A 25,568-nucleotide genomic window follows, 5' to 3' on the forward strand; every position below is an offset into this window, starting at 1 on the left:
CTTAGATTGGCAATTAAACAGTTGCCATCTCAGCAAAAAAATCAAATAAGAAAAGTGGATATTCAAGAAAATAAATATCTTTTAAGCTTATGACATCTCCTGTCATTTTCATACTTTATCTTTCAATTGATTGGTCGCTTTAATCAATCAAACTTGAGAAGCTATATTGAAAGGAAATTAACATGAAAATTAGTCCTAATACATTTACTAATAAGCATAAGATGAAGGCATTAAAGCGTATTTTTAGAGCTTTTCTTTTTGGAAAAATAAATAAATTTGAGTTGAAAAAGTACTATGTAGCCATGTTGCATTTGGAGCGTTATTTAGATCGATTAAACTCTATTTAAAGAAAAATTAAACTTGTTTTTTGTGTGAATTAGTGTAACTTTTTGTATTTTTAATGTGTTATATTTCAAATATAATTCAAGTATAACTGTGATATTACTTTTGAATAATTAGAGATAATCCATGCAACGTGATGATTCTATTCATGAGCGTTTAGCTGACAGATTGGCCAATATTTTAACGAAATTAAATATGGGATATCAGTTAAATATAAAAGAACTCGCTGAAGAATTTGGGGTAAGTACTCGTACGATTTCGAGAGATTTTGATCGTCTCACTACTTATTTGCCGTTACAGCAGGATGTTGAAAATAAAAGATATTACCTGGAGTCAAATTATTTAGGGAAAATTGCTCCGAAGGATATCCGTAATTTTGCACAGCTTTCTGGAATTAGTCATTTGTATCCGTCATTGGATATGTCTTTTCTACGTGAACTTTTAGATAGTCGAGCACAACAAATTTATTGTGCTAAAGGTTACTCTTTTGAGGATGCAAGTGAGTTTAAAGAACTATTCAAAGTTTTTGGAAAAGCAATTCAAGAACAGCGACAAATTGGTTTTGTATATAAAGGTGAACCTAGATTAGTCCAACCTTATCGATTGATTCATCATCATGGTAGCTGGTATTTGGCAGCGGTTAGGAAAGATCAATTACGTACTTATCGTATTTCACATATTAAACTGATGCACGCTACTCATGAATATCCTCAATTTACTCCAGATCAAAATATTGTAAAACTTGTAGAAGATGATGAAAGCATCTGGTTTGGACAGGATAAACAGGAAATCATTTTATCTATTGATAGTCAGGTTGCTTTTTATTTTAAACAGAGATCAATACTACCTGAGCAGCAAATTGTAAGAGAGTTGGGGGATGGTGGGTTATTGGTCTCTTCAAAAATTAATCATGATATGCAGCTGTTGCCTCTAATCCGGTTTTGGATTCCTTATTTGAAAATAGTGAGTCCTAAAGGGTTACAGAGACAATTAGAAATAAGCTTAAAAGAATATTTGGTTTGAGGTTAAAAATAGCTTCATTTAAAAAACATTATTTATAAGTTGGTTGGTTAGGGGTAAGGGTACGTGAATAGTCATATTAATTTAAATCATCCTGAGAATATTTATGATGATTTAAAAGAGAAAATATCAGATTTGATTGCGAAAATTGTTAAAAATGAGCAAGTTTTAGATACTAATTTAGTGGGAGAAAAACTAAATGAATCTAAGCAAATTTTAAGCTTTCAGCAAAAAGAAATTGAAAGGAAGATAGATGAACTTAAAAGTAATTCCGAATGGGATTACTTTACGATTGCTTTTTTCGGTGAAACTAATGCAGGCAAATCGACTCTCATAGAGGTGCTACGTCTGTTGTTTGCTGAACAAACTAAAAAAGAAATACAAGCAAAATTCAAAGCACTTAAAGATGAATTTTCATTAGATGAAGAAGCTTATGGCCAGTTAAAAGACGCTGATCATGAAATTAGTCGTAAAATTTTAGAAAATAATCAAAAATTAAAGGAAATAGATGAAACCTATACTCAAAAATTAGAAGATTATCAAAAAATACTGAATGCACTTAAATATGAGCATGATGAGCAGATTAAAGATCAATCTTTGCTGGATGAACAAAAGCTTGAGGTTTTTAACACTCAGATTGTGTCTCTAAAAGAGATAGTTCAATACAAAAAGCAGAATATGTCATGGTGGTTAAAAATTCTTTATATTTTTAAACGCTTAGAAGAGGAAAAGCAAATTGGAGTCATTGAACTAGAACTAATTAAGCAAAAAGCACAAATAGATTCTGAACTTAAATTATTGAAGCAAAAAATAGAAAAAGAATATGCTTTGAAACAATCACATCTTGCAATCATACAAGATGAATATGACTTAACTAAAAAGCCAATTAACTCGATTACCGTACAATTAGAAAATGAAAAGAAATCTGTTGAACAGCAGTTACAGCAATTTGAAAAAATGTTGGAAAAGCTAAGAGAGTTTGAAGATGGCCAAATTATGGGAGATGGTCGAAGTGACTTTACTCGAGAAAGTAAAGAATTTTTATTCGATATCAATGGTACACAGGTGAAATTAATTGATGTACCTGGTATTGAGGGGGATGAAAAACTTGTAGAAAATGAAATTTCTAAAGCTGTAAAAAAGGCACATGCTGTTTTCTTTGTAACCAGTAAAGATGCTACGCCAAATGAAGGTACACTTCAGAAGATTAAAGCTCATCTAGCAGATCAGACAGAAGTATGGACTGTTTACAATAAGCCTGTTACATCACCGAGGTCATTAAAAAATGGCTTGATCAGTAATGATGATGAGCGAGGAGCATTAAGTGACCTTAATAAACATATGGAATCGGTATTAGATAAAAATTATAAAGATTATACGGTGGTGGCAGGGCTAGCAGGATTTTATGCTGTAGCGAATTGTCTGGTGCCATTCGGTGAAAAAAATCGCAATCAGCTAAAATTCCTAAATAATTCAGACCGAGATGAATTAAAGGAAAAGTCAGGTCTCCGTGCATTTCAAGACCACTTAACTCAAAAAGTCGTTGGAGATGTTCCATATAAAATTAAAGCCAGTAACTTTAATAAAGCAAATTATGTTCTGAAGCAAACTGTAGAAACGTTAAATAATGTTCATACTGGCTTCTCTGATTTAAAGTTGAATATTGATAAGCAAGTAGCGCTTACTAAGCAAGAGATTGATAGCGGATATTTGGACTTAGTTCAAAGTCTAAAGACCGTGATCGATAAAAATATTCAAGATTTTGAACGTAAAACACGTCAAGAGGTTTATCAGCGAATCGAAAGTAACATTAGTAATGATGATTTCAAAAGTATTTTAAAATTAAAAATTGATGATAATCTCAAAACGGTCAGTGATGATTTGGTGAAAGATTTTAAAAATGAAACTTCGAAATTTGATGAAAATCTAAAGCAAAAATTACAGAAACTTTCATCACGTTTAGCTAGCATCCAAAATAATTTCAAATCACAAGGTATTTCGGGGTTAGAAAACAACGTTTCATTAAAATTTGATATTAACAGTGGCATCAACAAGATGGGACTTCTTGGGGTTGGTATTGGTGTGGGTGCAGCTATGTGGTGGAACCCTGTGGGTTGGGGAGCAATTGCATTAACTGCTGCAGGGTTATTATTTAGTTTTGCAAAAGCAATTTGGAGCTTTTTCGATTCAGACTTTAAAAAATCTGAGCAAAAGAAAAGTGTTGATAAAAATTTATCAAACATCGTAAAAGAGCTGAAAAAAGTTGCTCAAGAAAACTTAAATGGTGTTGAAGAAAAAATTGAGCCGTCTTTATTAGATTTAAAGAAAAAGTTGAATGAGCCAAGTGATCAAATTACAGGGCTTATAGAAGATATTCATCAATCAATCAAAATGTTTAATACATTGTCAAATAATATTAGTAGTGCTTACGGGGTAAAATAAATGTCTGAAACTTTAAGAAATCATCAGGACAATCAGGCTAAAGTAATCAATTTATTAAGTAAATTAGAAGGCTTTATTACTCAAGGACAAGAGTTTGGTTTAGATGTATCAACTGACATTAAAACTAAGTTGCAGAACTCCTTAAATACGCTACAAAGTGATAAACTCAAAATTGCGCTTATAGGTGGGTTCTCAGAAGGTAAAACCTCAATTGCTGCGGCATGGTTAGGTAAAATTGATCCAGAAACGATGAATATTAGTGCCTCTGAATCATCAAATGCAGTCAAAATTTATGATATTGATGAAGATTATCAGCTTATTGATACACCAGGATTATACGGTTATAAAGAGCAAGTGAATACAGATGCTCAAGAGATCGAAAAATATAAAGACATTACTAAAAAATATGTCAGTGAAGCGCATATTATTCTTTATGTTATGAACTCTAAAAATCCAATCAAAGAAAGTCATATAGACGATTTGAAATGGTTGTTTAAAGATTTAAACCTGTTACCAAGAACAGTATTTGTCTTGAGTCGTTTTGACGAAGTTGCAGATGTAGAAGATGAATTAGATTACCAAGATAAATTTAAGGTTAAAGAGCAAAATGTCAAAGAAAGATTAAGTTCAATCTTGTCTCTTACTCTTCAAGAAACCAATAACTTAAAAATAGTAGCAGTTTCAGCAAACCCATTTGATGAAGGGGTTGAGTATTGGATGGAAAATCGAGCTGAATTTGAACAATTGTCGCATATCAAATTGTTGCAAAATGCCACGAGCGAGATTGTGAAAAAAAGTGGTGGCTATAATGGGTTAATTGAAGAAACGAGAAAGTCTATTATCAGTGACATTTTGATTAAAAAAATACCTGAAATTGAAGAGCAACAATCCCAATTATCAAAGGAAATGGAGAAGCTAAATCAACTTTATGAGATTGAAACTGGTGCACTGAATTTAATTTCAAAAAAGATTGCAAATGCAAAATCAAATCTAAGATCAAGTTTTAATGGATATTTTCAAGATTTGGTAATGCAAGTTCAGGGCACTAGTCTTGAGACGATTGGTGAGTTTCTAGTACGAGAGATAGGCAATGAGGGTTCTGTTATCTCGAGTAAAATTAACGAGTATTTTCAAAATGAAACAAATCAAATCAATATTGCATTAAATACACAAGCGATTAATTTTAATGCAGAAATTGAGAATATCGATACTGCTGTCGGGTCTCTAACGAAGAAAGGACTTAATCATTTAGCTAAAAATATTAAGTTAGATAATAATACTATTTTAGCTGCACGAAATGGTTTAGTCGCTACTGGTAAGTTAATGGGATTAAATCTTAAAGACGCGTTGAAATTTAATCCTTGGGGAGCCGTGAAGTTTGCAAATAATATCAATAAAGCATTACCTCTGATTGGTATAGCGGTTGACGCTTGGGATAGTTGGAATCAAGCGAAGAAATTAGAAGCCTTCCAAATTGCAAAAAAGGATTTAGTTGAAACCCTACAAAGCCAGCAAAAAGAGATTTTAGAGTTAATTGATAAAGATGAATTTATTTTTAAATTTTTCCCCATTTACAAAGAACTCAAAGATAAAATTGAAGAGATAAAACTGATGCATATGGATCATGAATCAAAGACTAAGTCTTTTACCTCTTGGAGAAAAGAGGGGGTGATTATTGAAGGTGAGTTTAAAAATATAATATAGATTTTGTTCTGTATAGCTATTTTTTAAGGTAATATATTTCATTGAGAATCTCCTTTATTTTAAAGGGGGTTCTTTTGGTTGATTATGAAAAATATTTAATATAGTGGTTTTATATTTTTAAATTTAATATTTTGTTTTAATGATTTATTAAACATTTTTAAAATAATTGGGATATCTAATAAATTATTTAAGAAGTAATTTTAATATGATTTTCTATTTTAAATAAAGTAAAATTATGTCTGATTAATTTTAATTTTTAAAAGAAGGGTGAAGGCGTGTTGCTGCAATTTTCAGAATTTTATCAAAAATATAATTCTATTAATTTGGAAAATGGAGAAAAGATTTTTTTTAAACCCAATATTCCCATGAAAAAATTAAATAATGCTCTTAATGCATATGCTTCTCATGTTAAAGCTGAGGATGTATATGTATTAGCTGATGATACTTTTTGGGGTAAAGCAGATAATGGACTATTAATAACAAATTCAGAAATTTTAGTTAAAGAATCTTTTGAAGATCCCAAAAAAATATCTTTAATGGAACTACAGCAGGTTGCCTTTGAAGGGCTGTTAGGAGGCAACTTTGTTATTAATCATCAAAAAGTAATAGCATTCACGCAATTGGATAAAAACGATAGAAATAAGTTACTTACTACGTTAAATGCTTTTTTAGTTGAAAAAATGTTACTTATGGCAGAGAAAGCAGATCAGAGAGCTGAAGAACTTCGAAAACAAGTTGAAATAGAAAATATAGAAAGAGAAAAGCAACAATTGGTGCAAAAGGCTCATTTAGCAGAATTAGAAAATAATTATGCAAAGATGAGTTTAAATGAAATAATTTCTTCTCAAGATAATTTTATTATAGATAGATTTATTGAAGAAAATAATTTAGTTTTGTTGAAGGAGGCTAATGATGAGATGGGAATATATAACCCAGAATTATTTTTAAATATGGAATATTTTGCGGGGATTACAAAATTATTTAAGATTATTAATACTGATAATCAATTGGTTGATAATGTATTGGAGTTTATTTTTGAAATCTATAATATTAATAATAACTTGCCACAAAAAAATGAAGTAAACAAAATATTTGAAATTCTAATATGCCAAAATAAAGTTGCTGTTAGTCTTGTCTTTATGCTTAAAATTATCAATGAAGGATATTTGAGGGGAATTCTATCTTATATGCCATCAGATCGGTCACAAGATATTATTATTAGATACAATAAGGTATACAACATAATATTATCTCAATATTTATTATCCCTAGCTACTGAACAAAAATTGGGTGATGTATTAGTAAGAACTCAAGATTGGATGAAATTAGATCCTAATTCAGATCAGTACTATATTGAATTAAACAGAGTGCAAAAAGCGATCTCAAAGGATAGAGACCATTCTTTCAAGTTATTTAAAGACTTTATAGTAAGAGCATTAAATAATGATGTATTGGCAAATGAAAATTTAGGTTTAGATGAAGAACAATACGTTTTTACAGAAGTCAAAAATGTCACCTCACAATATATTCTAGGTTGTATAAGTACATTCCTAAAAGAGCCTTATGGAGAAGAAATTGACAGTATACAAGATGCTTTAGATGAGGTACTAGACTATTTAGAAGATTCAGTAAAACTTACATTGAGTAGTACTTATTTGTAAGTAATTAAATGAGTATGACTGATTTTTCAGTCATACTTAGTTAGAAAGCTGTGGTTTATAAGAAAGATAATTTATATTGTGTAACCGAAAAAGAAGTATAAATCTGCTACAATTGCGCCAATTTTAAGTTATCACTTCACTGGCTTGATACACATTTACAAGTGTGTACAAAACTGTGTACATATTGAAGATTTCCCTTATGTTTAAAGAGCAATTAGCTAGAGAAGTCGCGGCTCGCAGGACTTTTGCTATTATTTCCCACCCCGATGCCGGTAAAACCACCATGACAGAAAAACTGCTGTTATGGGGGCAGGCGATTCAGGTTGCCGGTATGGTGAAAAGCCGCAAGTCAGACCGCGCAGCAACATCGGACTGGATGGAAATGGAAAAAGAACGGGGCATTTCGATTACCACCTCGGTCATGCAGTTCCCGTTTAAAGACAAAATGATCAACCTGCTCGATACCCCAGGGCATGAAGATTTCTCGGAAGATACATACCGGACATTAACTGCGGTCGATTCTGCATTAATGGTGATTGACGGCGCGAAAGGTGTCGAAGACCGTACGGTGAAGCTGATGGAAGTCTGCCGCATGCGCGACACGCCGATCATTTCATTTGTCAACAAAATGGACCGTGAAATCCGTGAGCCTTTAGAGCTTTTGGATGAAATTGAAAATGTCCTGAAAATTAAATGCGTGCCTTTAACCTGGCCGCTGGGTACTGGCCGCGACTTTGCCGGTGTATTCAATTTAATTGAAGAAAAATTTTACGTATATAAAGCGGGTTTTGGTTCAACCATTACCGATATTGAAGTGCGTGACGGCTATGACTATCCGGACTTGCGTGAAAAAGTCGGTGAGCTGGCATGGGCAGCCTTCGAAGAGTCTTTGGAATTGGTGCAAATGGCCAATGAGCCTTTAGACCGCACAGAATTTTTGGCAGGCCGTCAAACGCCTGTACTGTTTGGTACGGCATTGGGCAACTTTGGTGTAGATCACGTGCTGGATGCATTTTCAAAGTATGCGCCAGAACCGAAAGCGCATCCGACAGAAGCGCGCACAGTTGAAGCGACTGAAGAGGGCTTTACTGGGTTTATCTTTAAAATTCAGGCCAATATGGATCCGAAGCACCGTGACCGTATTGCATTCATGCGGATTTGTTCAGGCAAATATGAAAAAGGCATGAAAATGAAACATGTGCGTATTGATAAAGATGTGCGCATCAGTGATGCATTAACGTTTCTGGCAGGCGACCGTCAGCATCTGGAAGAAGCATGGCCAGGCGATATTATTGGCTTGCACAACCACGGCACCATTCAGATTGGCGATACTTTTACCGCAGGCGAAAAGCTTCACTTTACCGGCATTCCGCACTTTGCGCCCGAAATGTTCCGCCGTGTGCGCTTAAAGGACCCATTGAAATCCAAGCAGCTGCAAAAAGGCTTAAAAGAGCTGTCTGAAGAAGGCGCCACACAGGTATTCATGCCGCAGAACAGCAACGACTTAATTGTGGGCGCGGTAGGTGTGCTGCAGTTCGAAGTTGTGGCGTACCGCCTCAAAGAAGAATACAAAGTCGATTGCATTTATGAGCCAGTCAGCATCAATACTGTGCGCTGGGTGTCTTGCGATGACGACAAGAAATTTAATGAATTTAAGAAAAAAGCGCATGATCAGCTGTCGGTTGACGGCGGCGGCCATTTGACCTACCTTGCGCCGAGCCGCGTAAATTTGCAACTGATGCAGGAGCGCTATCCTGACATCCAGTTCCGCAACACCCGCGAGCACTAAGTCTCCAATCGGACAGAAAAATAAAACAGCTTCACGTGAAGCTGTTTTATTTTGTGATAAATTGATTTTAATTTTAAGCCTTCACCTCTCAGTATTATGAATATCATCAAGGATGCAGTAACACTTTCACTGCTTGGCATGACCCTGCTGCTGAGCGCCTGTGATGATGCTAAAAAACCGCAGCAGCCCGAATCTGAAAAAAAACCATCAGTTTTTGCGCCTGAAAAAGCGGAAGTATTGCCCTATTTAAATATTCAGGAACAGCCTGCAAAAATTGCGCTGCCTTTTTGTGAAAATAAAAGCTGTATTGATCTGGATATACAAACGGTTCAAACCGCAGACGCGTGGCTGAATACATGGATTGAACGCAATCAGGCGCTGGTGGTGCAGGATCAGATCGGGCTGAAGCAGAGCATGAGCCTGCAGCAGGCAATCAATGCGTATGTGAAAAAATCAGATGCATGGCAAGATGAATTTAAAGCCAACCGGCCTTATTCCTTAACCATGTATACCCGCATTCCGTATCAGCGCAATCAATATGTGCTGCTGCAGGTTGGCGTGGATACTGCGCAGGAAAATGTCAAAGTGAAAGACCGCCATTACTTTTTTGTTGCGGACCGCAGTACCCAGAAAAGTTTAGCCCTGCTGGACATTATGGATGCTCAAAAACAGGCGAAAATGAATGCGATTGTGCAGGAGGCATATGCCAAATGGCTGAAAGATCAGGATGCGGCTGTCCGCTCCGCGGCGCCGAAAAAGCTGTATTGGGGGCAGTCTGACTGGTTTTTCGATCAGGAGGGGGTTGGCCTGCATTACCGCACGCATGAAATTGTCAAAGACGGCAAGCAGCTGGATATTTACTTAAGCAAACAACAAACACAGCAGGTCTTGAAAGCTGACGTATATCAGCATATGTTTTAATGTCAGGCATTGAAGAATGATGCCGGTCAGCCAGATAAGAGAGACACTTCATTCATGTTAAAGCATAAAAAAATTTGGGCGATGAGCATTTTGGCTTCCGCTGTTGCGCTGAGCGCCTGCCAGCCGCAGAAAGCTGAACCGAAGCCAGAAGAAAAACCGAAAACAGAAGCGCCGGATCAAAGCATGAAACTGATCGGTGATTCTGAAAAACTGAGTTTGAACATGCCGGACTGTGACGGCAACAGCTGCCCCGAAATTTCAGTTGAACGGCTCAGCAGCAACCAAAGCTTTATTGATCAATACATTGATGATGAAATATTAAAGCAGCTGGGCCTGATTCTGTCTGTGGCGCCCGCTCAGGACAAAGCGCAAACGGCGGCCAGTGAAGCCAGTGCTGCATCTGAAGCCAAGTCGCCATTGGCGCAGGTCGAAACACCAAAAATAAAACTAGAGAAGCAGGCTGCGCCTTATATGCAGGCCTTTATTAAATTGGATCAAGAGCTGAAAGACTTAAATTCAGCGCAGAAAATCAGCTTGATGGTTAAGCCGAAAATTTTAAATGCAGGGGAGCCATTGGCGACCGTCGTGCTGAACAGCAGCAGCTATTTGGGCGGCGCGCATGGCTCATCCTCACAGCAGTATTATAATTTCGATCTCAAAGCCAAGAAACTGGTCAAACTGGATGACATTATAGCCGCGAAACAAAAAGCCGCCTTGCAGAAGAAAGCGCATGAAGCTTTTAAAGCATGGGTGATGGATTCTAAGCTGGCAGACAGTGTGGATGAATATGAACAGGCTTGGAAATTCAAACTGTCAGACAACTATTTCTTGGGGAAAGATGGCTTAATTCTGCAATATGCCGAATATGAGATTGGGCCGTATGTCGTGGGGCTGCCGCGCTTAACTCTTCCTTATGATCAGCTGCAAGGCATTTTGAAGCCGCAATATTTGCCGGCAGCCGCTGAAGCGCCAGCTTCTGAAGCCAAAGCGAAATCTTAATGTTCAGCCGTTCTGCCTTATTTGATACGCATACCCATTTTGACGTTCCCGATTTTGATCCGGACCGGGAAGAGTTGGCGCGTGCGGCCAAGCAGGCAGGCGTAGAGTGTTTGGTGCTGATTGGCTTTGTGCAGCATCGATTTCAGGATTTAATTCAGACCCATCATTTTCTCAATAGCTTAAAGAACGCGCCAAGAAGTGAATTGGCGCCCGGCCTGCATCCGTTTTATATCGAACAGCATCAAGAGCCGCATTTGCTGGATTTAGAGCGGATTCTGCAGTCTGAAAACTGTGCGGCGATTGGGGAAATCGGTTTAGATACTTTTTTGCCGCAGCATAAACAGCCCGATGCTTTTGCCAAGCAGCGGCATTTTTTTACTGAGCAGCTGGAGCTGGCAAAGCAGTATCAAAAGCCTGTGTTGTTGCATATTCGAAAGTCCCATGCGGAAACGCTGAAAATTTTGAAAGAGCAGCAGTTCAGTTTAGGCGGCATTGCGCATGCATTCAGCGGCGGGGTAGAAGAAGCCAAAGCCTTTATTAAGCTGGGATTTAAAATTGGCGTGACCGGACAGATTACCAATCCGAATGCCAGAAAACTGCATACTGTCGTTCAGGCCGTCGGCGCTGAGCATTTGGTGCTGGAAACCGATTGCCCTGATATGACCCCGCTATGTTGCCAGCACGGCAGCGGGCAGCGCACACGCAATACACCGGTGAATTTGCCCTATGTGCTGCAGGGGCTGGCGCAGAGCCTGCAGGCGGATGAGCACAATCTGGCGCGGCAAATGTGGCGCAATACGCTGGATGCGCTGCATCTGAAAATATAAATCAGGCGATTTTCGAATTGCTGTAAAAAAGGCGCATTATGCAATTTCTAAAATGCTCCAGACTTGGCATTATGCAGTTAAATTTTATCGAGTGAGATTCACATGGCACAAGGACTATTGGCAGGTAAGCGCTTTTTAATTGCCGGTATTGCAAGCAAATTATCTATTGCATTCGGTATCGCTCAAGCACTGCACCGTGAAGGCGCTGAACTGGCATTTACTTATCCGAACGAAAAATTAAAAAAACGTGTCGATGATTTTGCAGCACAATTCGGTTCAACTTTAGTTTTCCCTTGTGATGTGGCTGTGGATGCAGAAATTGAGGCCGCATTTGCGGAACTGGCTAAGCACTGGGATGGTTTAGACGGTGTGGTGCATTCTATCGGTTTTGCGCCTGCGCATACTCTAGACGGCGACTTCACTGAAATTACTGACCGCGAAGGTTTCAATATCGCGCATGACATCAGCGCCTACAGCTTTGTTGCGATGGCGCGCGCAGCGAAGCCTTTATTGGTGGCGCGTCAAGGCTGCCTGTTGACGCTGACTTATCAAGGTTCAGAGCGCGTTATGCCAAACTACAATGTTATGGGCATGGCGAAAGCTTCTTTGGAAGCGGGTGTGCGTTACTTAGCGTCGAGCTTGGGTGCTGAAGGCATCCGCGTGAATGCAATTTCTGCAGGCCCAATTCGTACATTGGCGGCGTCAGGCATTAAATCATTCCGGAAAATGCTGGATTTAAATGAGAAAGTTGCGCCGCTGAAACGCAATGTCACGATTGAAGATGTCGGCAATGCCGCGCTGTTCCTGTGTTCACCTTGGGCAAACGGCATTACCGGTGAAATCATGTATGTCGATGCCGGTTTCAATACTGTGGGCATGAGCGCTGATTTGATGCTGGATGCGGAATAATTTGCTCCTCCCTTTTTAAAGGGAGGCCGGGTGGGATTCTTCTTCAATTGAATCAAATCCCTCGCCCTCTGGGGGAGGGGATGATATTTTGCCCTCATCCCGACCTTCTCCCAAAGGGAGAAGGAGAAAAGCATAGGGCAATAAAAAAGACCGCAATGGCGGTCTTTTTTATTGCTGAAAGACAAGCGTTTAAGCCTGGCCTTCTACAGCAGAGGCTTGAGCGCGTTCTAAATTCGCTTCAAATTCTGCATCAAAGTTGATAGGTGTCAAAAGCAATTGCGGGAAGCTGCCTTTAGTAACCATGTCATTCACCGCTTCACGCAGGAATGGGAACAGAATGTTCGGGCAGTAAGCGCCAAGGATGTAAGGTAGGCGCTCTTCTTCTACAGCATCAATCAGGAAAATGCCAGATTGAGTGACATCAACGATAAATGCAGTTTCGCCTGCATTGTTCGCTTGCACCACAACTTTTAAGGACACTTCAAAGTGAGTCGGGTCAACTTTTTCAGCGGAAGAGGACAAATTAATGTTCAGTTCCGGCTGCCATTCTTTGGTAAATACTTGAGCCCCAGGCACTTCAAAAGAAATATCTTTAGTATAAATACGCTCTAAAGCAAGTTGCGGTTGAGCTTGTTGTTCTTCACTCATTCTGTAATCCTTAATATGAAGATGTGATGTTGTTTGGCTGTTAAGCCAGTAAATCGTCGAGTTTGCCTTCACGTTCTAATGCGTAAAGCTGATCAAAACCGCCAATAAATTGTTCACCAATGAAAATTTGCGGCACGGTGCGGTGCTTGGTGCGCTGCATCAATTCCACACGCACTTCAGGCGCTTCATTGGATAAATTAACTTCTTTAAAAGTTACGCCTTTACGCTCAAGGAGCTGTTTTGCACGAATGCAGTATGGACAAACAGCAGTAGAATAAATCGTTACTTCAGCCATTCAAAATCTCCTCAAACAATTATTTCGCTTTTACCAGTGGCAAGCCTTGCGCTTTCCAGTTGCTGATGCCGCCGTCTAAGCGGTAAGCATCCGCATGACCGACCTGCTGTAAAGCAGAACCTGCAACTTGACCTAAATTGCAGATAAATACCAATGGGCGCTCTGAGTTTTTCAGTTCGTCCAGATGCTTGGTAATTTGGCTGTAAGGAATGTTGCGGCTGCCGCTGATGTGGCCTTCGCGGAAATCTTTTGCATCACGCAAATCAATCAGCATGGCATTTTTTGCTTTAGCCAAAATTCCTAAAGACTGCGGTGAAATTTTGCGGCCATTGCGCTGACCTTCTAACAGGAAGAACAGCACCACCAATACAGCAAGTGTGCCAAATAAGAAGGGGTGATTCCCCATAAATTCGAACCAACGTTCCACAAGTCACCTAATCACAATTCAAAAAACTGCCAAGAGTATAGCTGATAAATATGGTGATCAAAATCACCGCTTCAAGGGCCGTACAGAATAAAAACTAATTTTTTTGCTGCGCTTCCGCAATTTCATCAATTAAGCGTAAATAGCTGTCTAAGCGGCGCGGCAGAATTTCGCCTTTAGATGCAGCTTCGCGCAGGGCGCACTGTTTTTCATGCTTATGGGTGCAGTTGCGGAATTGGCAATAACCCACCAAATTGGCAATTTCGGTAAAGCCATTCTGAACACTTTCTGTGGTCAAATGCCACAAGCCAAATTCACGAATCCCGGGAGAGTCAATCAGCGCGGCATTTTCACCAAAGGCGATGAGGCGGGTAGAGGTTGTGGTGTGCTGGCCTAATGCTGAGTTTTCTGAAATGACATTGGTTTTTTGCGCAGCGTCAGGGACAATGGTATTGATCAGCGAGCTTTTGCCGACACCGGATTGGCCGACAAAGGCCACGGTTTCCCCCGCCAAACGCTGAGACAGTGCGGAAACATCACCCGAAGACTGGGTTTGCATCACTTCATAGCCCAGGTCTTTATATTCCTGAACAAGATCTAAAATCGGATCATCAGCTTTAACCAAATCCATTTTATTCAAGACCAGCAAGGCTGGAATATCCGCATCGGCGCAGGCGACTAAATAGCGGTCAATCAGGCTGGGCGCAACTTCAGGAAACGAGGCAAAAACAATCACAATCAGGCTGACATTGGCGGCGACAGGTTTAACTTTGTGGTAACGGTCAGGGCGGGTCAGCAATGATTGGCGCGGGTGAATGGCGGTAATAATGCCCAAACCGGTATTCGGATCGGCCTGCCATTTCACGCGGTCACCGGTCACCAGCGCTTCTAAATTGGTGCGGGTATGGCAGCGCCAAACACTGCCCAGTTCAATGGGTTTCCAAAACGGTTCGGGTTCTCCCGCAGAAACCGCAGGCTTTTTAGGATGAGCCTCTGGAACAGACAGTGCTTGAACTTCCAGCTGGCGTCCATAATGCTGAACGACTAATCCCTCAAGATCATTCGAGGTATCGATTTCTTCCTGACGGGATTGGTGCTGTTTTTGAATGCGGCGCTGCTGCTGCTCGGTAAGGCGGCGCTTACGAATTAAAGCCATTCATATCCTAAAAAACCATAAAATCTAGAAGGCAAAAATAGCATGAAGCGGGGTCTATTTACAGCGCGGGGGCAAGAAATTTGCTACTATAGCCGCTTTACAGCCTAATAAGATTGCACATTTATGAGCAGCACACCGGATACCCGCCTGATTTGGATTGACCTTGAAATGACAGGTCTGGATACCGATAATGATCAAATTATTGAAATTGCAACGATTGTAACCGATGATAAGCTCAATATTTTGGCGGAAGGCCCAGTGCTGGCGATCCATCAGTCACCTTTAATCCTCAATGCGATGGATGAGTGGAACACCCGCCAGCATGGCCAATCCGGCTTAATTGAACGTGTGCGCCGCAGCAAATTGACGGCTCAGGATGCAGAACAGCAGACCATCGAATTCTTAAAAAAATGGATTAATCCCAAAGTGTCGCCAATGTGCGGCAACTCAATTTGCCAAGACCGCCGCTTCATGCACCGCTTGATGCCGGAATTGGAACAGTTCTTCCATTATCGGAATTTAGATGTGTCGAGCGTTAAAGAATTGGCAAAACGCTGGCGCCCTGAAATCATGAGCGGCTTAAAGAAAAATGCGTCGCATTTGGCGATGGATGATATCCGCGATTCTATTGCAGAATTGAAATATTACCGCGAATACTTCTTTATTATGAATAACGACTAAGATCTTTATTCAGAAAAGGAAGATTAAAAAATCTAAAGAAGAGGCGTCCTGCCTCTTTTTTTATAGCCTGGACTTTAGATGCTGAGCGCTACATTTCAGCGCTGAATTTGCTAAAATGGCGCCTTGTCCAGATTTAAGATTAAGCTGAAGAATGACTGATTTGCTCCAGGAAGATGAATATGAACGCCGCTTTGCGGGGGTTGCCAAAATTTATGGAGAAGACAGCTTCAGTCATTATGAAAACAGCCATGTCATGGTGATCGGCATTGGCGGCGTCGGCTCCTGGGCTGTTGAAGCCTTGGCGCGCACAGGTGTGGGTGAGCTGACACTGGTGGATATGGATGTGGTGGCGGCATCCAATATTAACCGCCAGCTGCCAGCGATGACATCGACACTGGGCATGGAAAAAATTGAAGTGATGGCGGAACGCTGCCGTTCCATCAATCCTAAAATTAAAGTCAATCTGATTGATGACTATTTAACGCCGGATAATGTCAAAGAGCTTTTAGCCGCAGCGCCGGATCTGATTTTAGACTGCATTGACGATGTTAAAGCCAAATTGGCGCTGATGCTGCATTGCCGCTTTAATAAAATTCCGCTGATTGTATCAGGCGGCGCCGGCGGCAAAATTGATCCGCTTAAAATCCGGGTTGCGGATTTGTCGAAAACCGAACAGGATCCAATGCTGGCGAAGCTGCGCGCGCAATTGCGCAGCAAAGGCATTTGCAAAAAGCCGAAAGAAAAATTCGGCATTACCTGTGTGTATTCAATTGATAATCCATTTTCCAGCGCTGATGTCTGCCCAAGCGCCGGCCTGCGCTGCGGAGGCTACGGTTCTGCCGTAGTGGTGACCTCAAGCTTTGCCATGATCGCTGTTTCTGAAGCGCTGAAAAAACTTGATGCAAAGCGTCCGAAACTTTGAAACAGCGCGCATTCTGAAGCAAACTAAAGCACCAATTACGGTGCTTTTTTTGATGGTTGCCTTTAGAATGAATAACAGTATTTAAAATAAAAATTAACCGTATGGGGCGGCTATGTGGTTTTTCTTAATATTGATCTTGGGGATTGGCGCGCTGGCATTTTGGATGTGGAAGCGTCCGGACCCTGTCAAGCGCGATCAGGCGCATGCGGGGCAGAGCGACTTGTGGGTGGAGCAAATAGATGCGCAGATGAAGTATGCTGCGCGCTTAAGCTCGGATTCAGCGCAGCCGGATTATGCTCGCGCTTATCAGCTCTACAGTGAGCTCGCAAAGCAGCATGACTTGCCGCAAGCCTATATGCAAATGGGTTTAATGCACGTCAATGGCCAAGGCCGGGCGAAGGATATGCAAAGCGGCATCAGCCTGTTGGAAAAATCCTTCAAATTAGGCGGTGATGAAGCCGCTTATCAGCTAGGGCAAATTTTCGAGCAGCAGCAAGACTCTGAAAAAGCCCTGTATTGGTACCGTCATGCGGTTGCGCGCGGCAATATGGAGGCGCAGTACCGGATCGCTGAACTTGGGGCAGAAGATCAGCAGGCTTCACTGCAGCAGAAATTTAAACTGCTCACGCAAAATGCAGAGGCGGGGCATGCCGGTTCACAGTATCAATTGGCGCAGTATTATTTGACGGATGCAGAGCATCTGAATTTAAGCCTGGGCATGTATTACTTATTTCAAGCCGCGCATCAAGATCATTTGAAAGCGAATCAGGAGCTGGCCCTGCATTATCAGCAAGGTGAAATTCTGCAAAAAGACCCGCATAAGGCTATGCAGTTTAGCAAACGCTGCCTGCTGCTGGGGGATGCTCAAGGGCTGGCGGAATATCAGCTTGCGGTTCTAAGAGGGGCAATCGATGCCGATCAGCGCCAGCGGGTTTATCATGAGCTTTTAGATCAGGCCAAAGTGCACAAAAATGCGCAAGCCAAGGCTATTTTAGGCGCGGCGCATTTTCATGGCTGGTATGTGGAGCATCAGGAAACCTTAGGCTTCCGCTTTTGGTCCGAGGCGGCCAATGACGGCAATGCTTTTGCGCTGCGTCAAATCGCCGCCTTGTATTTTGAACATTACTTAGTGGCGGATGCGCCGGAAAAGGCTTTGGAACTGTACCGATATGCAGAACAGCGTGAAACACATGCCAACAGTTTATTTGGCATGGGGCTGTGCTATTTTACAGGCCGTGGCGCACAATACGATGCTGTGCAGGCCAGGCAGCTGATTCAAAAAGCGGCGCAGCAGGCTTGGAATTTTAAGCCGCAGACCGATGCCGACATGCTGTATGCCATTGGCCTGTTTTATAGTCAGCCCACTTATCCGCTGCCAACTTGTGAACGCGCTTTAAACTATTTAATGTCAGCGTCGGAACAAGGCCATGCCGCCGCCCAGTTCTATGTTTATCAAATTTATTCAGGCCATGTATTTGCTGATGTGAGCGATGAGGTTGAGGCGCAATTTTATTTGCAGCAGGCGGCTGATTCTGGACATGCGGAAGCGCAATATTTACTAGCGCAGGCACTGTTTGCCGAAAATAATCCGGCGGACCGGAAGCGCAGCCAGCTGCAGGCGCTGCAGTATTTGCAGGCATCCGCTCAGCAGGGCAATGCGGCAGCCTTGAATTTATGCGGTGAGCTGCATGAGCAAGGCAAGATGCTGACACGGGACTTAACGCAAGCCTTGGAATTTTATCAGCAGGCGGCGAATCTGCTGAATCCTGATGCTTATGTCAATTTGGCGCATGTGTATACGCATGGTTTAGGGGTAGAGCGCAATATTCAGCTGGCCCGCAACTGGCTCGAAAAAGGCAGCGTGATGGGGCATGAGAAAAGTATCGAACGCTTAGAGGATATTGACGATTATTTAGAGCAGCGCCCAGTGCTGTAATTACCGGCTGACTGCAACGCGCCGGCGCCTAAAGTCCGGCGTTTTTTTATTGAGTTTAAATAAGGCAAATAAAAAGCCCCGCAGGGCTTTTTACATGGAACCAAGAGCATCAAGGCAGCGGCTTAATTGGACTGCCGCCCAAAGCCTGCATCAATGTCACATAGGCATTGTATTGGCTTTGCTTGGCTTGAACCAAAGACAGGCGGGCGTCCCGCGTCGTTTTCTGAGCATCAATTAAATTTTTCAATGCAATCGCGCCATTGCGGTAACGCACTTCCGTCAAACGTTCCGTTTTTTCCGCCAGTTGCACATTGCGCTCTTCAAACGCAACCTGCTTGTTTAATTCAGTGCGGTTGGACAGGGCATTTTCTACATCGGCAAAAGCCTGATATAGGGTTTGGCGGTATTGAATAATGGCTTTCTCGTAGTCCAAATCACTGATTGCCAAATCTTTCTTCATGTCATTGTATTGCAAAAATGGCAGGCTGAGGCTGGCGCCCAGCGCCAATGCTGGATTTTGCAATAATTGCGTCAATGAGGTGCTGGAAGAGCCTAAAGTGCCCGTCAGGCTGATCGATGGGTAATAGCTGGCTTTCGTGGCGTCTTTATTGGCTAAAGTTTTGCGCAGGCGCAGTTCACTGGCCTGCAAGTCTGGACGGCGTGACAGCAGGTCTGCAGGCAAGCCCGCCGCAATATTCGGCATGGCAATGCGCGGCAAGCGCTGCGGCTCAGCAATGGTCAGCTGCTGTACGGGTTCGTGCAGCAGGACTGCAAGCGCAGTCCGCGTTTCAACCTTCTGCTGCTCAATTTGGCTTAAAGCCGCCTTTTGGCTTTGTACAGACTGTTCTGCCGAGGCGAGATCCAAGCCTGAAACCGCGCCGGCTTTATACTGAACTTTGACTAGGTCATAAGTTTTCTGTGTGCTGGCTAAATTCTGCTGCGCCACACTGTAGCGTTCATTCAGATAGCCTAGCTGCCAGTATAAATTGGCAGCAGTGGCAATTAAGCTTTGCGCGGTAGCCTGCAAATCCTGTTCGGTTGCTAAGGCTTCCCATTTGGCGGCTTCGGTTTGGCTGGACAGTTTGCCGAATAAATCTAATTCATAGCTGACACCGGCACTGAGCGATAGGCCCTTAGATGAATCATCGCCGGAATTTAAGTCAAAATTATGTCCAGTCGATGCGCTTGAGCTGACGCGAGGGCCCTGCTTATCTTGCGCTAAACCCGCTTGCAGGCGCGCTTGGCGGAGGTTGATGCCGGCAACTGCCAAATCCGTATTAGCATCCAATACTTGGCTGATCAGCTGATTGAGCTCTGCATCATTAAATAATGTCCACCACTGATCAGCATAAGCATCTGCATGAATTTTTTGATTCGCCGCTTTGCTGTTTTGAAAGCTGCTGGGCATATTGACTGCCGGCTGCTCGTATGGCGTGCGCACCATAGCGGCACAGCCGGCAAGGCTGCTACTGAGAACCAAGGCGCTTGCAAGTTTAGTTAAATTCAATTGCATATTTATTTCCTTATTCTCTAGACAGGGCATCGACAGGATTCAGCTGCGCGGCGTTGCGTGCGGGAATGAATCCGAATACGATGCCGATCATGCTGGAGCAGACAAAGGCTGCGGCAATCGATGTGGTTGAATAGGCCATCTGGAAGGTCTCTCCAGCAAAATGACTGATAATCTGTCCAATGCCTAAAGACAGCAAGACGCCTAAGATGCCGCCCAGAATACAGACGAGAACCGCCTCGATTAAGAACTGCTGCAAGATGTCGCTTTGACGTGCGCCAACCGCCATCCGCACTCCGATTTCCTGTGTGCGTTCAGTTACGGAAACCAGCATAATATTCATCACGCCAATCCCGCCGACCACAAGTGAGATCACTGCAATGGCAGACACCAGCAGCGTCATGGTTTGCGTGGTTTGCTGAATGGTTTCGCGGATGCTGTCAGAGTTTTGGGTAAAAACATCTTGCGCGCCATGGCGCTGCACCAGCAGATTCAAAATGGCATTTTCAGCGGCTGCGCTTGGATATTCATCTTTTACCCGCACAATAATGCTGCGCACATTGGCCTGTCCCAGCATGCGGCTCATCACCGTTGAGTAAGGCAGATAGACATTTAAGCTGTCATTATTGCCCATCATGCCGGTTTGCGCTTCTACGACGCCGATAATGCGGCTCGGGACGCTGCCCAGCAGAATCACTTGCCCGACTGGGTCGGTTCCGTCGCTGAAAAAGGTCTTTTTGGTATTGTCATCAATGACCACATCCTGAGACTGCTCAGTAACGCTTTCCTGATCAAAGGGCTGACCGGAAGCAAAGGTCAAGCCTTTAACATAAAAGTAATCTGCGCTGACGCCATTTACCGTTGCAGAGGCTTCGGTATCTTTAAAACGCGCCGTAACACTGCTGCTGACGGTTGGGCTGACGCCGTCTACATAGGGCTGTTCGGACAGGGCGGTAGCATCGGCAGGAACCAAAGTTTTCACTTGAGCCGAGCGTGAGTTGTCGCCAAAGCCGCGCCCTTGGTATACGGTAATGGTATTGGTGCCGAGGCTGCTGATATTTTCTAGAATCTGCTTTTGCGAGCCATTGCCCAGCGCGACCACAGATACAACAGAAGCAATACCAATGATAATGCCTAGCATGGTCAGGAACGTACGCATGCGGTGCGCATTCATGGCCAGAAGCGCCATGCGGAAGGCTTCGCTTAACCGGTCAGCTGCAGAACGCCATGCCGGCGTTCTTTTTTTGATGGCCGGCTGCAATTCCTGCTTTTCTAAAGGTTCATCATCTGTTTCAGGCACATTCGGCAGGTCGGAAATAATGTTGCCGTCACTGATCTCAATAATCCGTGTCGCATTTTTTGCCACATTGTGATCATGTGTGACCAAAATGATGGTATGGCCTTTGGCATTCAGCTCGCGCAAAATACGCATCACTTCAATGCCGCTGTTTTTGTCCAATGCGCCTGTGGGTTCATCGGCTAAGATGACATCGCCGCCATTCATCAGCGCGCGGGCAATGGAAACCCGCTGCTGCTGGCCGCCTGACAGCTGGCTGGGGCGGTTTTGGGTTTTTTCAGCCAGCCCTAAATCCGTCAGCAGGTCTTTGGCGCGCTGCTGGCGTTCAGCCGCATCCACACCTGCATAAACCGCAGGCACTTCTACGTTGCCGGCCGCGTTTAAATCGCCAAGAAGATGATAGCGCTGGAAAATAAAGCCGAAATACTCACGGCGCAGCTGCGCCAATTCATCGGGTTCAAGCTGGCGGGTTTCACGGCCTTTAACTTTATAGCTGCCGCTGGACGGCTGATCCAGGCAGCCGAGAATATTCATTAAGGTCGATTTGCCTGAACCGGACTGGCCGACAATGGCGACTAATTCGCCAGGATAAATTGCTAAATTTATGCCTTTTAAGATTTGAACCGTGCTTTCCCCTGCGGGGAATTCACGAGTCAGATCTTTCACCTCAAGCAGAGGCTGCTGATGTTGACTCATGATTACATTCTCATTGGGCCGGCGTTGCGGTTGCTGCGTTTTGCAGAATCATTGCTGGTGTCTGAACCATCGGCGATCACCACCTTTTCACCTTGCTTCAGGCCTTTCAGCACTTGCGCAGTAACCCGGTTATTTAAGCCGATGAGCACCGGCTGCGGTTTTGCTGAGCCGTCCGCCTGAACCACACGCACCATCGCCATAGAGGCTTTGCCTCGCTGAATTAAGGCTTTTTCCGCATCAGACAGTTCTAAGCGTTTTGGGCGGCTGGCTTTAGCTGGGTCATTGCTGGCCGCAGCTTGGCTGGCGGCGTTATCACCGCCTGTGCTGTTTTTATTTTTGCGGTCAGGACGGTTGGATGCCTGAATGGCAGCGGCTGGAATTGTCAGCGCATTTTTCGCTTCGTCTAAAATAATGTAAACCTGTGCAGTCATATCAATCCGCAGCTTGCCGTCTTCATTTGGCACATCAAACAAAGCGTTGTAGTACACCGCAGTGCTGGAAGAAGAGGTTGAGCTGTTGCTGGTTTCATTGTTGATTGAAGAGGGAGCAGGTTCAACTTGGCGCAAAGCTGCATAATGTTTGGTTTCACTGTCGCCTAAGGTGGTGAAATATACACGCTGGCCTTTTTCAACTTTCATGACATCGGCTTCTGAAATTTCAGCTTTGATGGTCATATCGTTTAATTTTGCCAATTTAACGATGGTTGGCGCGCTTTGATTGGCGTTCACGGTTTGGCCTTCTTCAGTCACAATCGCGACAATTGTGCCATCCATAGGCGCTACAATCTGGGTGTAGCCTAAATCTTCTTTTGCTGTGGCCAACGTCAGGCGCGACTGTTCGATTTGCGCGTTTATGGCATCAATATCAGCCTGTGCAGTTTTAAAGCTGGCTAAGGCCGATTCCAATTCAGCGCGTGAGGTCGCATCTTGCGCATACATGGCTTTTTGGCGGTTATATTCCGCTTCAACTTTGGCCAAGTTGGCATTTTTTACAGCCAGCTGCGCCTGCTGATTTTTAATGCTGGCTTCAGCGGTTTTTAAATCATTGGTTTGGCGGACAGAGTCAATCTGCGCAATCACCTGGCCCTGTTTGACTTGGTCACCCAGCTGCACATACATCTTTTTAACCTGTCCAGAGACCTGCGCGCCGACGCTGACCATTTTGGCCGCTTCAAGCACACCTGTCGCCAATACCGAGTTCTCTAAATCAGCACGGGAAACCTCAGCGGTGATGTATTGCGGCTGTTCCTGCTTGGGCTTAAAAAAATACCAGGCGGTGAGGGCAACGGCCAGAGTGCAGACAATCGCAAGCATAATTTTGGTTGGTTTTATTTTTGGCATATGGGGCAGGCATGAAAAGTATAATTTTTAGATTATAAGTTCGAAATGCGGATAAACCGTGAATTTTTTATTCCAAACCGAAATGATTATTATTTTAAGTGGCGAATTGAGCTGCTAAAGCCCTTGTTAAGATCATTTTTCTCGCATTTTTTGCATGACTGCATTTCTGCACAATAGAAATGTCAGCAAATTTAGAAGAGCTGCTCTGGAAGCATCATCAGACCTTATGAATGGCTGCTTGAGTCTGATTGTGAAAGCATGTAGAAAAACTGTGATAAACAGGTATCTGCGATAGCGAGTGTTGCTGAAGCGGAAGTTAAATTCAGAACAAAAACTTCTGATTGTGCTGAATAGCTGGTGTTCAAACTATTTTGTATTCGGGTTTTTGCTGTTGAATTTATGGTGAAAAATCTGGCGCTTAATTCAGCTGAATAAGTTTGAAAATTATATCTTATGTCTATAGCTTTCAAGAATAAAAAATTGTAAGATCAAATCCCATAAAAAAATTATGGGATTAAGAATAAGAAAGATTTGCATAACAATTGTGCAGGAAATATTTCTTGAATATGGAAATTTATAAGGGGTAAATGATGGAGTGGAATGACAGCTATAATATCGGCATCGATGTGATTGATCATCAGCACCGCCAAATTTTAGATTATATTAATGCTTTGGATCAAATTAGAGTCAGCGGAGAGCGCGATAAGATCAGAGAGGTCTTAAACGATCTGATTGACTATACGCAATCGCATTTCAGCTTTGAAGAAAATTTACTGGAGCAAGTGCATTATCAGTATTTGCCCTCCCACAGAGGCATTCACGAATTATTTGTCAAGCGGCTGAATGATTACCGTCAAAAATTTGAGCTTGGGGAATCGATCGAAAATGACTTGTACCGCTTATTGTCAAAGTGGCTGATTAACCATATTCAGCATGATGATCAGGACTATGTGGATAGTGTGAGAGACAATATGCTGCACTATTTGCGCGCGCAGGAACAGAAAAAAGGCAAAAGCTGGTTTTCGCGTTTCTTCAGTTAAGCCATTGACGGTGCAAATAAAGTTTTGCCGCACAGGCTGGCAATCGCTTGCAGCACCAAATGTTCAGGGTTTTCATCGCCTAGGCCTTTGATGGAGGCATCAATGCGCAGCAGCAGGGCAGGCCAAGTCAAGAAAACATTGGCATCCAGGCGGCGCAATGCCTGCTGATACAGGCTGATTTTGGTTTTCCAAATTCCCAGCTGCAATGCATTTTGCGGCTGTTCAAACAGCGCCATCAGCAGGCGCATTTCTTTACTGATGCTCCAAAGGATGAGTGACATCGGTTCGCCAGAAGCGATCAGGTACTGAAAAATTTTAACAGCCTGCGCCAAGTTGCCCTGCAGCAGCGCGTCATTCATATCATAAGTTGTGTAGCGGGACTGATCCTGCAGGCAAGAATACAGATGATCAATTTGAATGATCTCGACATCTGAAAATGTGTCGCTGACCCGCATCAGGCTGTTTTTAGCCGCCAGCAGGTTATGTTCATGATGCTGTTCTAGCCATTGCCATGCATCATTGGCCAGCTTGATCCCGAGCTTTTGCGCTTCGGCAGCTAAAATTTGCTGACGGTCTTTCGGATAATTTGCTGTGAGCGCAACATTCACGCCATTGGCGTCAATGACTTGAAAAAATGCCGTTTTCAGGCTGCTGGCATCCTGTTTGGGCATCACAACCAGCAGGAGGTTGTGCTCATTGTGCTGAATATAGCTTTTCAGCTCTTTGAGGCCATTGGCATCAGGCTTAATGCTGCCATGAACTTCAATAGCCAGCTGGCTGGAAAACAGCGATAGGCTGTTCAGCGCATTAAATACGGTTTTCCAGTCACTGACGCTGCTGATGTCATAGCGCTGCCGTTCGATATCCTGCTTATGCCAGCTGGCGCGGAATGCATCAATCAGATTCTGTTCCAGCAGCGGTTCCTGACCATGCAGCACCCATGCGCCGCGGGCTTCATCGACACGCTTAAGCGCTTGCAGGTAATCGAGCTTCATAAATACAGTTCAGC

22 protein-coding genes are annotated in these 25,568 nt (G+C 43.0%); 14 read left to right on the forward strand and 8 right to left on the reverse strand.

The window, feature by feature from the left end:
- Positions 1-182 precede the first annotated feature (182 nt).
- The 10 genes from JZ784_RS11660 to JZ784_RS11705 all read left to right on the forward strand — a co-directional run bounded on the left by JZ784_RS11660 (position 183) and on the right by JZ784_RS11705 (position 12,614).
- Complete coding sequence (locus JZ784_RS11660) at positions 183-347, forward strand: hypothetical protein (protein WP_346314982.1); 165 nt, start codon at positions 183-185, stop codon at positions 345-347.
- Between the two features lie 121 nt (positions 348-468).
- Entirely contained in the window at positions 469-1,365 is an 897-nt protein-coding gene (locus JZ784_RS11665) for a WYL domain-containing protein (protein ID WP_346314983.1), read from the forward strand.
- 63 nt (positions 1,366-1,428) lie between these two features.
- Positions 1,429-3,804 carry a GTPase gene (locus JZ784_RS11670; RefSeq protein WP_346314984.1) on the forward strand — a complete coding sequence of 792 codons (2,376 nt, stop codon included), beginning with the start codon at positions 1,429-1,431 and terminating at the stop codon, positions 3,802-3,804.
- Positions 3,805-5,508: a LeoA/HP0731 family dynamin-like GTPase gene (locus JZ784_RS11675; RefSeq protein WP_346314985.1), complete on the forward strand. Its 1,704-nt coding sequence runs from the start codon at positions 3,805-3,807 to the stop codon at positions 5,506-5,508. It abuts the gene before it with no gap.
- A 275-nt stretch (positions 5,509-5,783) separates the two neighbouring features.
- A complete protein-coding gene (locus JZ784_RS11680) occupies positions 5,784-7,169 on the forward strand; it encodes a hypothetical protein (RefSeq protein ID WP_346314986.1) in 1,386 nt (461 codons plus the stop codon).
- A gap of 199 nt (positions 7,170-7,368) precedes the next feature.
- Positions 7,369-8,958, forward strand: coding sequence for a peptide chain release factor 3 (locus tag JZ784_RS11685; RefSeq protein ID WP_346314987.1), 1,590 nt, complete (start codon positions 7,369-7,371; stop codon positions 8,956-8,958).
- Positions 8,959-9,054: 96 nt separating this feature from the next.
- Positions 9,055-9,879, forward strand: coding sequence for a hypothetical protein (locus JZ784_RS11690; RefSeq protein ID WP_346314988.1), 825 nt, complete (start codon positions 9,055-9,057; stop codon positions 9,877-9,879).
- Between the two features lie 54 nt (positions 9,880-9,933).
- Complete coding sequence (locus tag JZ784_RS11695; RefSeq protein ID WP_346314989.1) at positions 9,934-10,878, forward strand: RsiV family protein; 945 nt, start codon at positions 9,934-9,936, stop codon at positions 10,876-10,878.
- Positions 10,878-11,705, forward strand: a complete 828-nt coding sequence (locus JZ784_RS11700) for a TatD family hydrolase (protein ID WP_346314990.1) — start codon at positions 10,878-10,880, stop codon at positions 11,703-11,705. The genes JZ784_RS11695 and JZ784_RS11700 overlap by 1 nt, the downstream gene beginning before the upstream one ends.
- A 102-nt stretch (positions 11,706-11,807) precedes the next feature.
- Entirely contained in the window at positions 11,808-12,614 is an 807-nt protein-coding gene (locus JZ784_RS11705; RefSeq protein WP_346314991.1) for an enoyl-ACP reductase, read from the forward strand.
- 189 nt (positions 12,615-12,803) lie between these two features.
- On the opposite strand, the gene secB is transcribed toward JZ784_RS11705, so the two are convergent.
- The 4 genes from secB to rsgA form a co-directional block, all read right to left on the reverse strand.
- Positions 12,804-13,262, reverse strand: coding sequence for a protein-export chaperone SecB (secB, locus tag JZ784_RS11710; protein ID WP_005007402.1), 459 nt, complete (start codon positions 13,260-13,262; stop codon positions 12,804-12,806).
- Positions 13,263-13,302: 40 nt separating this feature from the next.
- Positions 13,303-13,557 (reverse strand): glutaredoxin 3, encoded by a 255-nt coding sequence (grxC, locus tag JZ784_RS11715; protein WP_005007405.1) that lies wholly within the window; start codon positions 13,555-13,557, stop codon positions 13,303-13,305.
- A 19-nt stretch (positions 13,558-13,576) separates the two neighbouring features.
- Positions 13,577-13,984 carry a rhodanese-like domain-containing protein gene (locus JZ784_RS11720; protein ID WP_130143681.1) on the reverse strand — a complete coding sequence of 136 codons (408 nt, stop codon included), beginning with the start codon at positions 13,982-13,984 and terminating at the stop codon, positions 13,577-13,579.
- 94 nt (positions 13,985-14,078) lie between these two features.
- The gene (gene rsgA / locus JZ784_RS11725; RefSeq protein WP_130143680.1) at positions 14,079-15,137 is read right to left on the reverse strand and encodes a ribosome small subunit-dependent GTPase A; all 1,059 of its coding nucleotides are present in this window, start codon (positions 15,135-15,137) and stop codon (positions 14,079-14,081) included.
- Between the two features lie 123 nt (positions 15,138-15,260).
- Here rsgA and orn point away from each other — a divergent pair, with 123 nt between their 5' ends.
- The 3 genes from orn (at position 15,261) to JZ784_RS11740 (ending at position 18,676) form a co-directional block, all read left to right on the forward strand.
- Positions 15,261-15,818 carry an oligoribonuclease gene (orn, locus tag JZ784_RS11730; protein ID WP_005007410.1) on the forward strand — a complete coding sequence of 186 codons (558 nt, stop codon included), beginning with the start codon at positions 15,261-15,263 and terminating at the stop codon, positions 15,816-15,818.
- A 151-nt stretch (positions 15,819-15,969) separates the two neighbouring features.
- Complete coding sequence (locus tag JZ784_RS11735) at positions 15,970-16,740, forward strand: tRNA threonylcarbamoyladenosine dehydratase (RefSeq protein ID WP_346314992.1); 771 nt, start codon at positions 15,970-15,972, stop codon at positions 16,738-16,740.
- 112 nt (positions 16,741-16,852) lie between these two features.
- Complete coding sequence (locus tag JZ784_RS11740) at positions 16,853-18,676, forward strand: tetratricopeptide repeat protein (RefSeq protein ID WP_346314993.1); 1,824 nt, start codon at positions 16,853-16,855, stop codon at positions 18,674-18,676.
- 109 nt (positions 18,677-18,785) lie between these two features.
- On the opposite strand, the gene JZ784_RS11745 is transcribed toward JZ784_RS11740, so the two are convergent.
- From JZ784_RS11745 to JZ784_RS11755, 3 genes are read right to left on the reverse strand one after another with little or no spacing between them, the layout of a single operon-like run.
- Complete coding sequence (locus JZ784_RS11745) at positions 18,786-20,189, reverse strand: efflux transporter outer membrane subunit (protein ID WP_346314994.1); 1,404 nt, start codon at positions 20,187-20,189, stop codon at positions 18,786-18,788.
- A 10-nt stretch (positions 20,190-20,199) separates the two neighbouring features.
- A complete protein-coding gene (locus JZ784_RS11750; RefSeq protein ID WP_346314995.1) occupies positions 20,200-22,179 on the reverse strand; it encodes a MacB family efflux pump subunit in 1,980 nt (659 codons plus the stop codon).
- 2 nt (positions 22,180-22,181) lie between these two features.
- On the reverse strand, positions 22,182-23,519 hold the full coding sequence (locus JZ784_RS11755) for a MacA family efflux pump subunit (protein WP_346314996.1): 1,338 nt from the start codon (positions 23,517-23,519) through the stop codon (positions 22,182-22,184).
- Positions 23,520-24,109: 590 nt separating this feature from the next.
- Here JZ784_RS11755 and JZ784_RS11760 point away from each other — a divergent pair.
- The gene (locus JZ784_RS11760) at positions 24,110-24,559 is read left to right on the forward strand and encodes a bacteriohemerythrin (RefSeq protein ID WP_018572776.1); all 450 of its coding nucleotides are present in this window, start codon (positions 24,110-24,112) and stop codon (positions 24,557-24,559) included.
- Here the strand turns inward: JZ784_RS11760 and holA are convergent.
- Positions 24,556-25,554, reverse strand: coding sequence for a DNA polymerase III subunit delta (holA, locus tag JZ784_RS11765; RefSeq protein WP_005007426.1), 999 nt, complete (start codon positions 25,552-25,554; stop codon positions 24,556-24,558). The genes JZ784_RS11760 and holA overlap by 4 nt on opposite strands.
- Between the last annotated feature and the right edge of the window lie 14 nt (positions 25,555-25,568).

Origin of the sequence: Acinetobacter sp. CWB-B33 (assembly GCF_039655955.1) — a bacterium.
GTDB classification, from domain to species: Bacteria; Pseudomonadota; Gammaproteobacteria; order Pseudomonadales; family Moraxellaceae; genus Acinetobacter; species Acinetobacter bouvetii.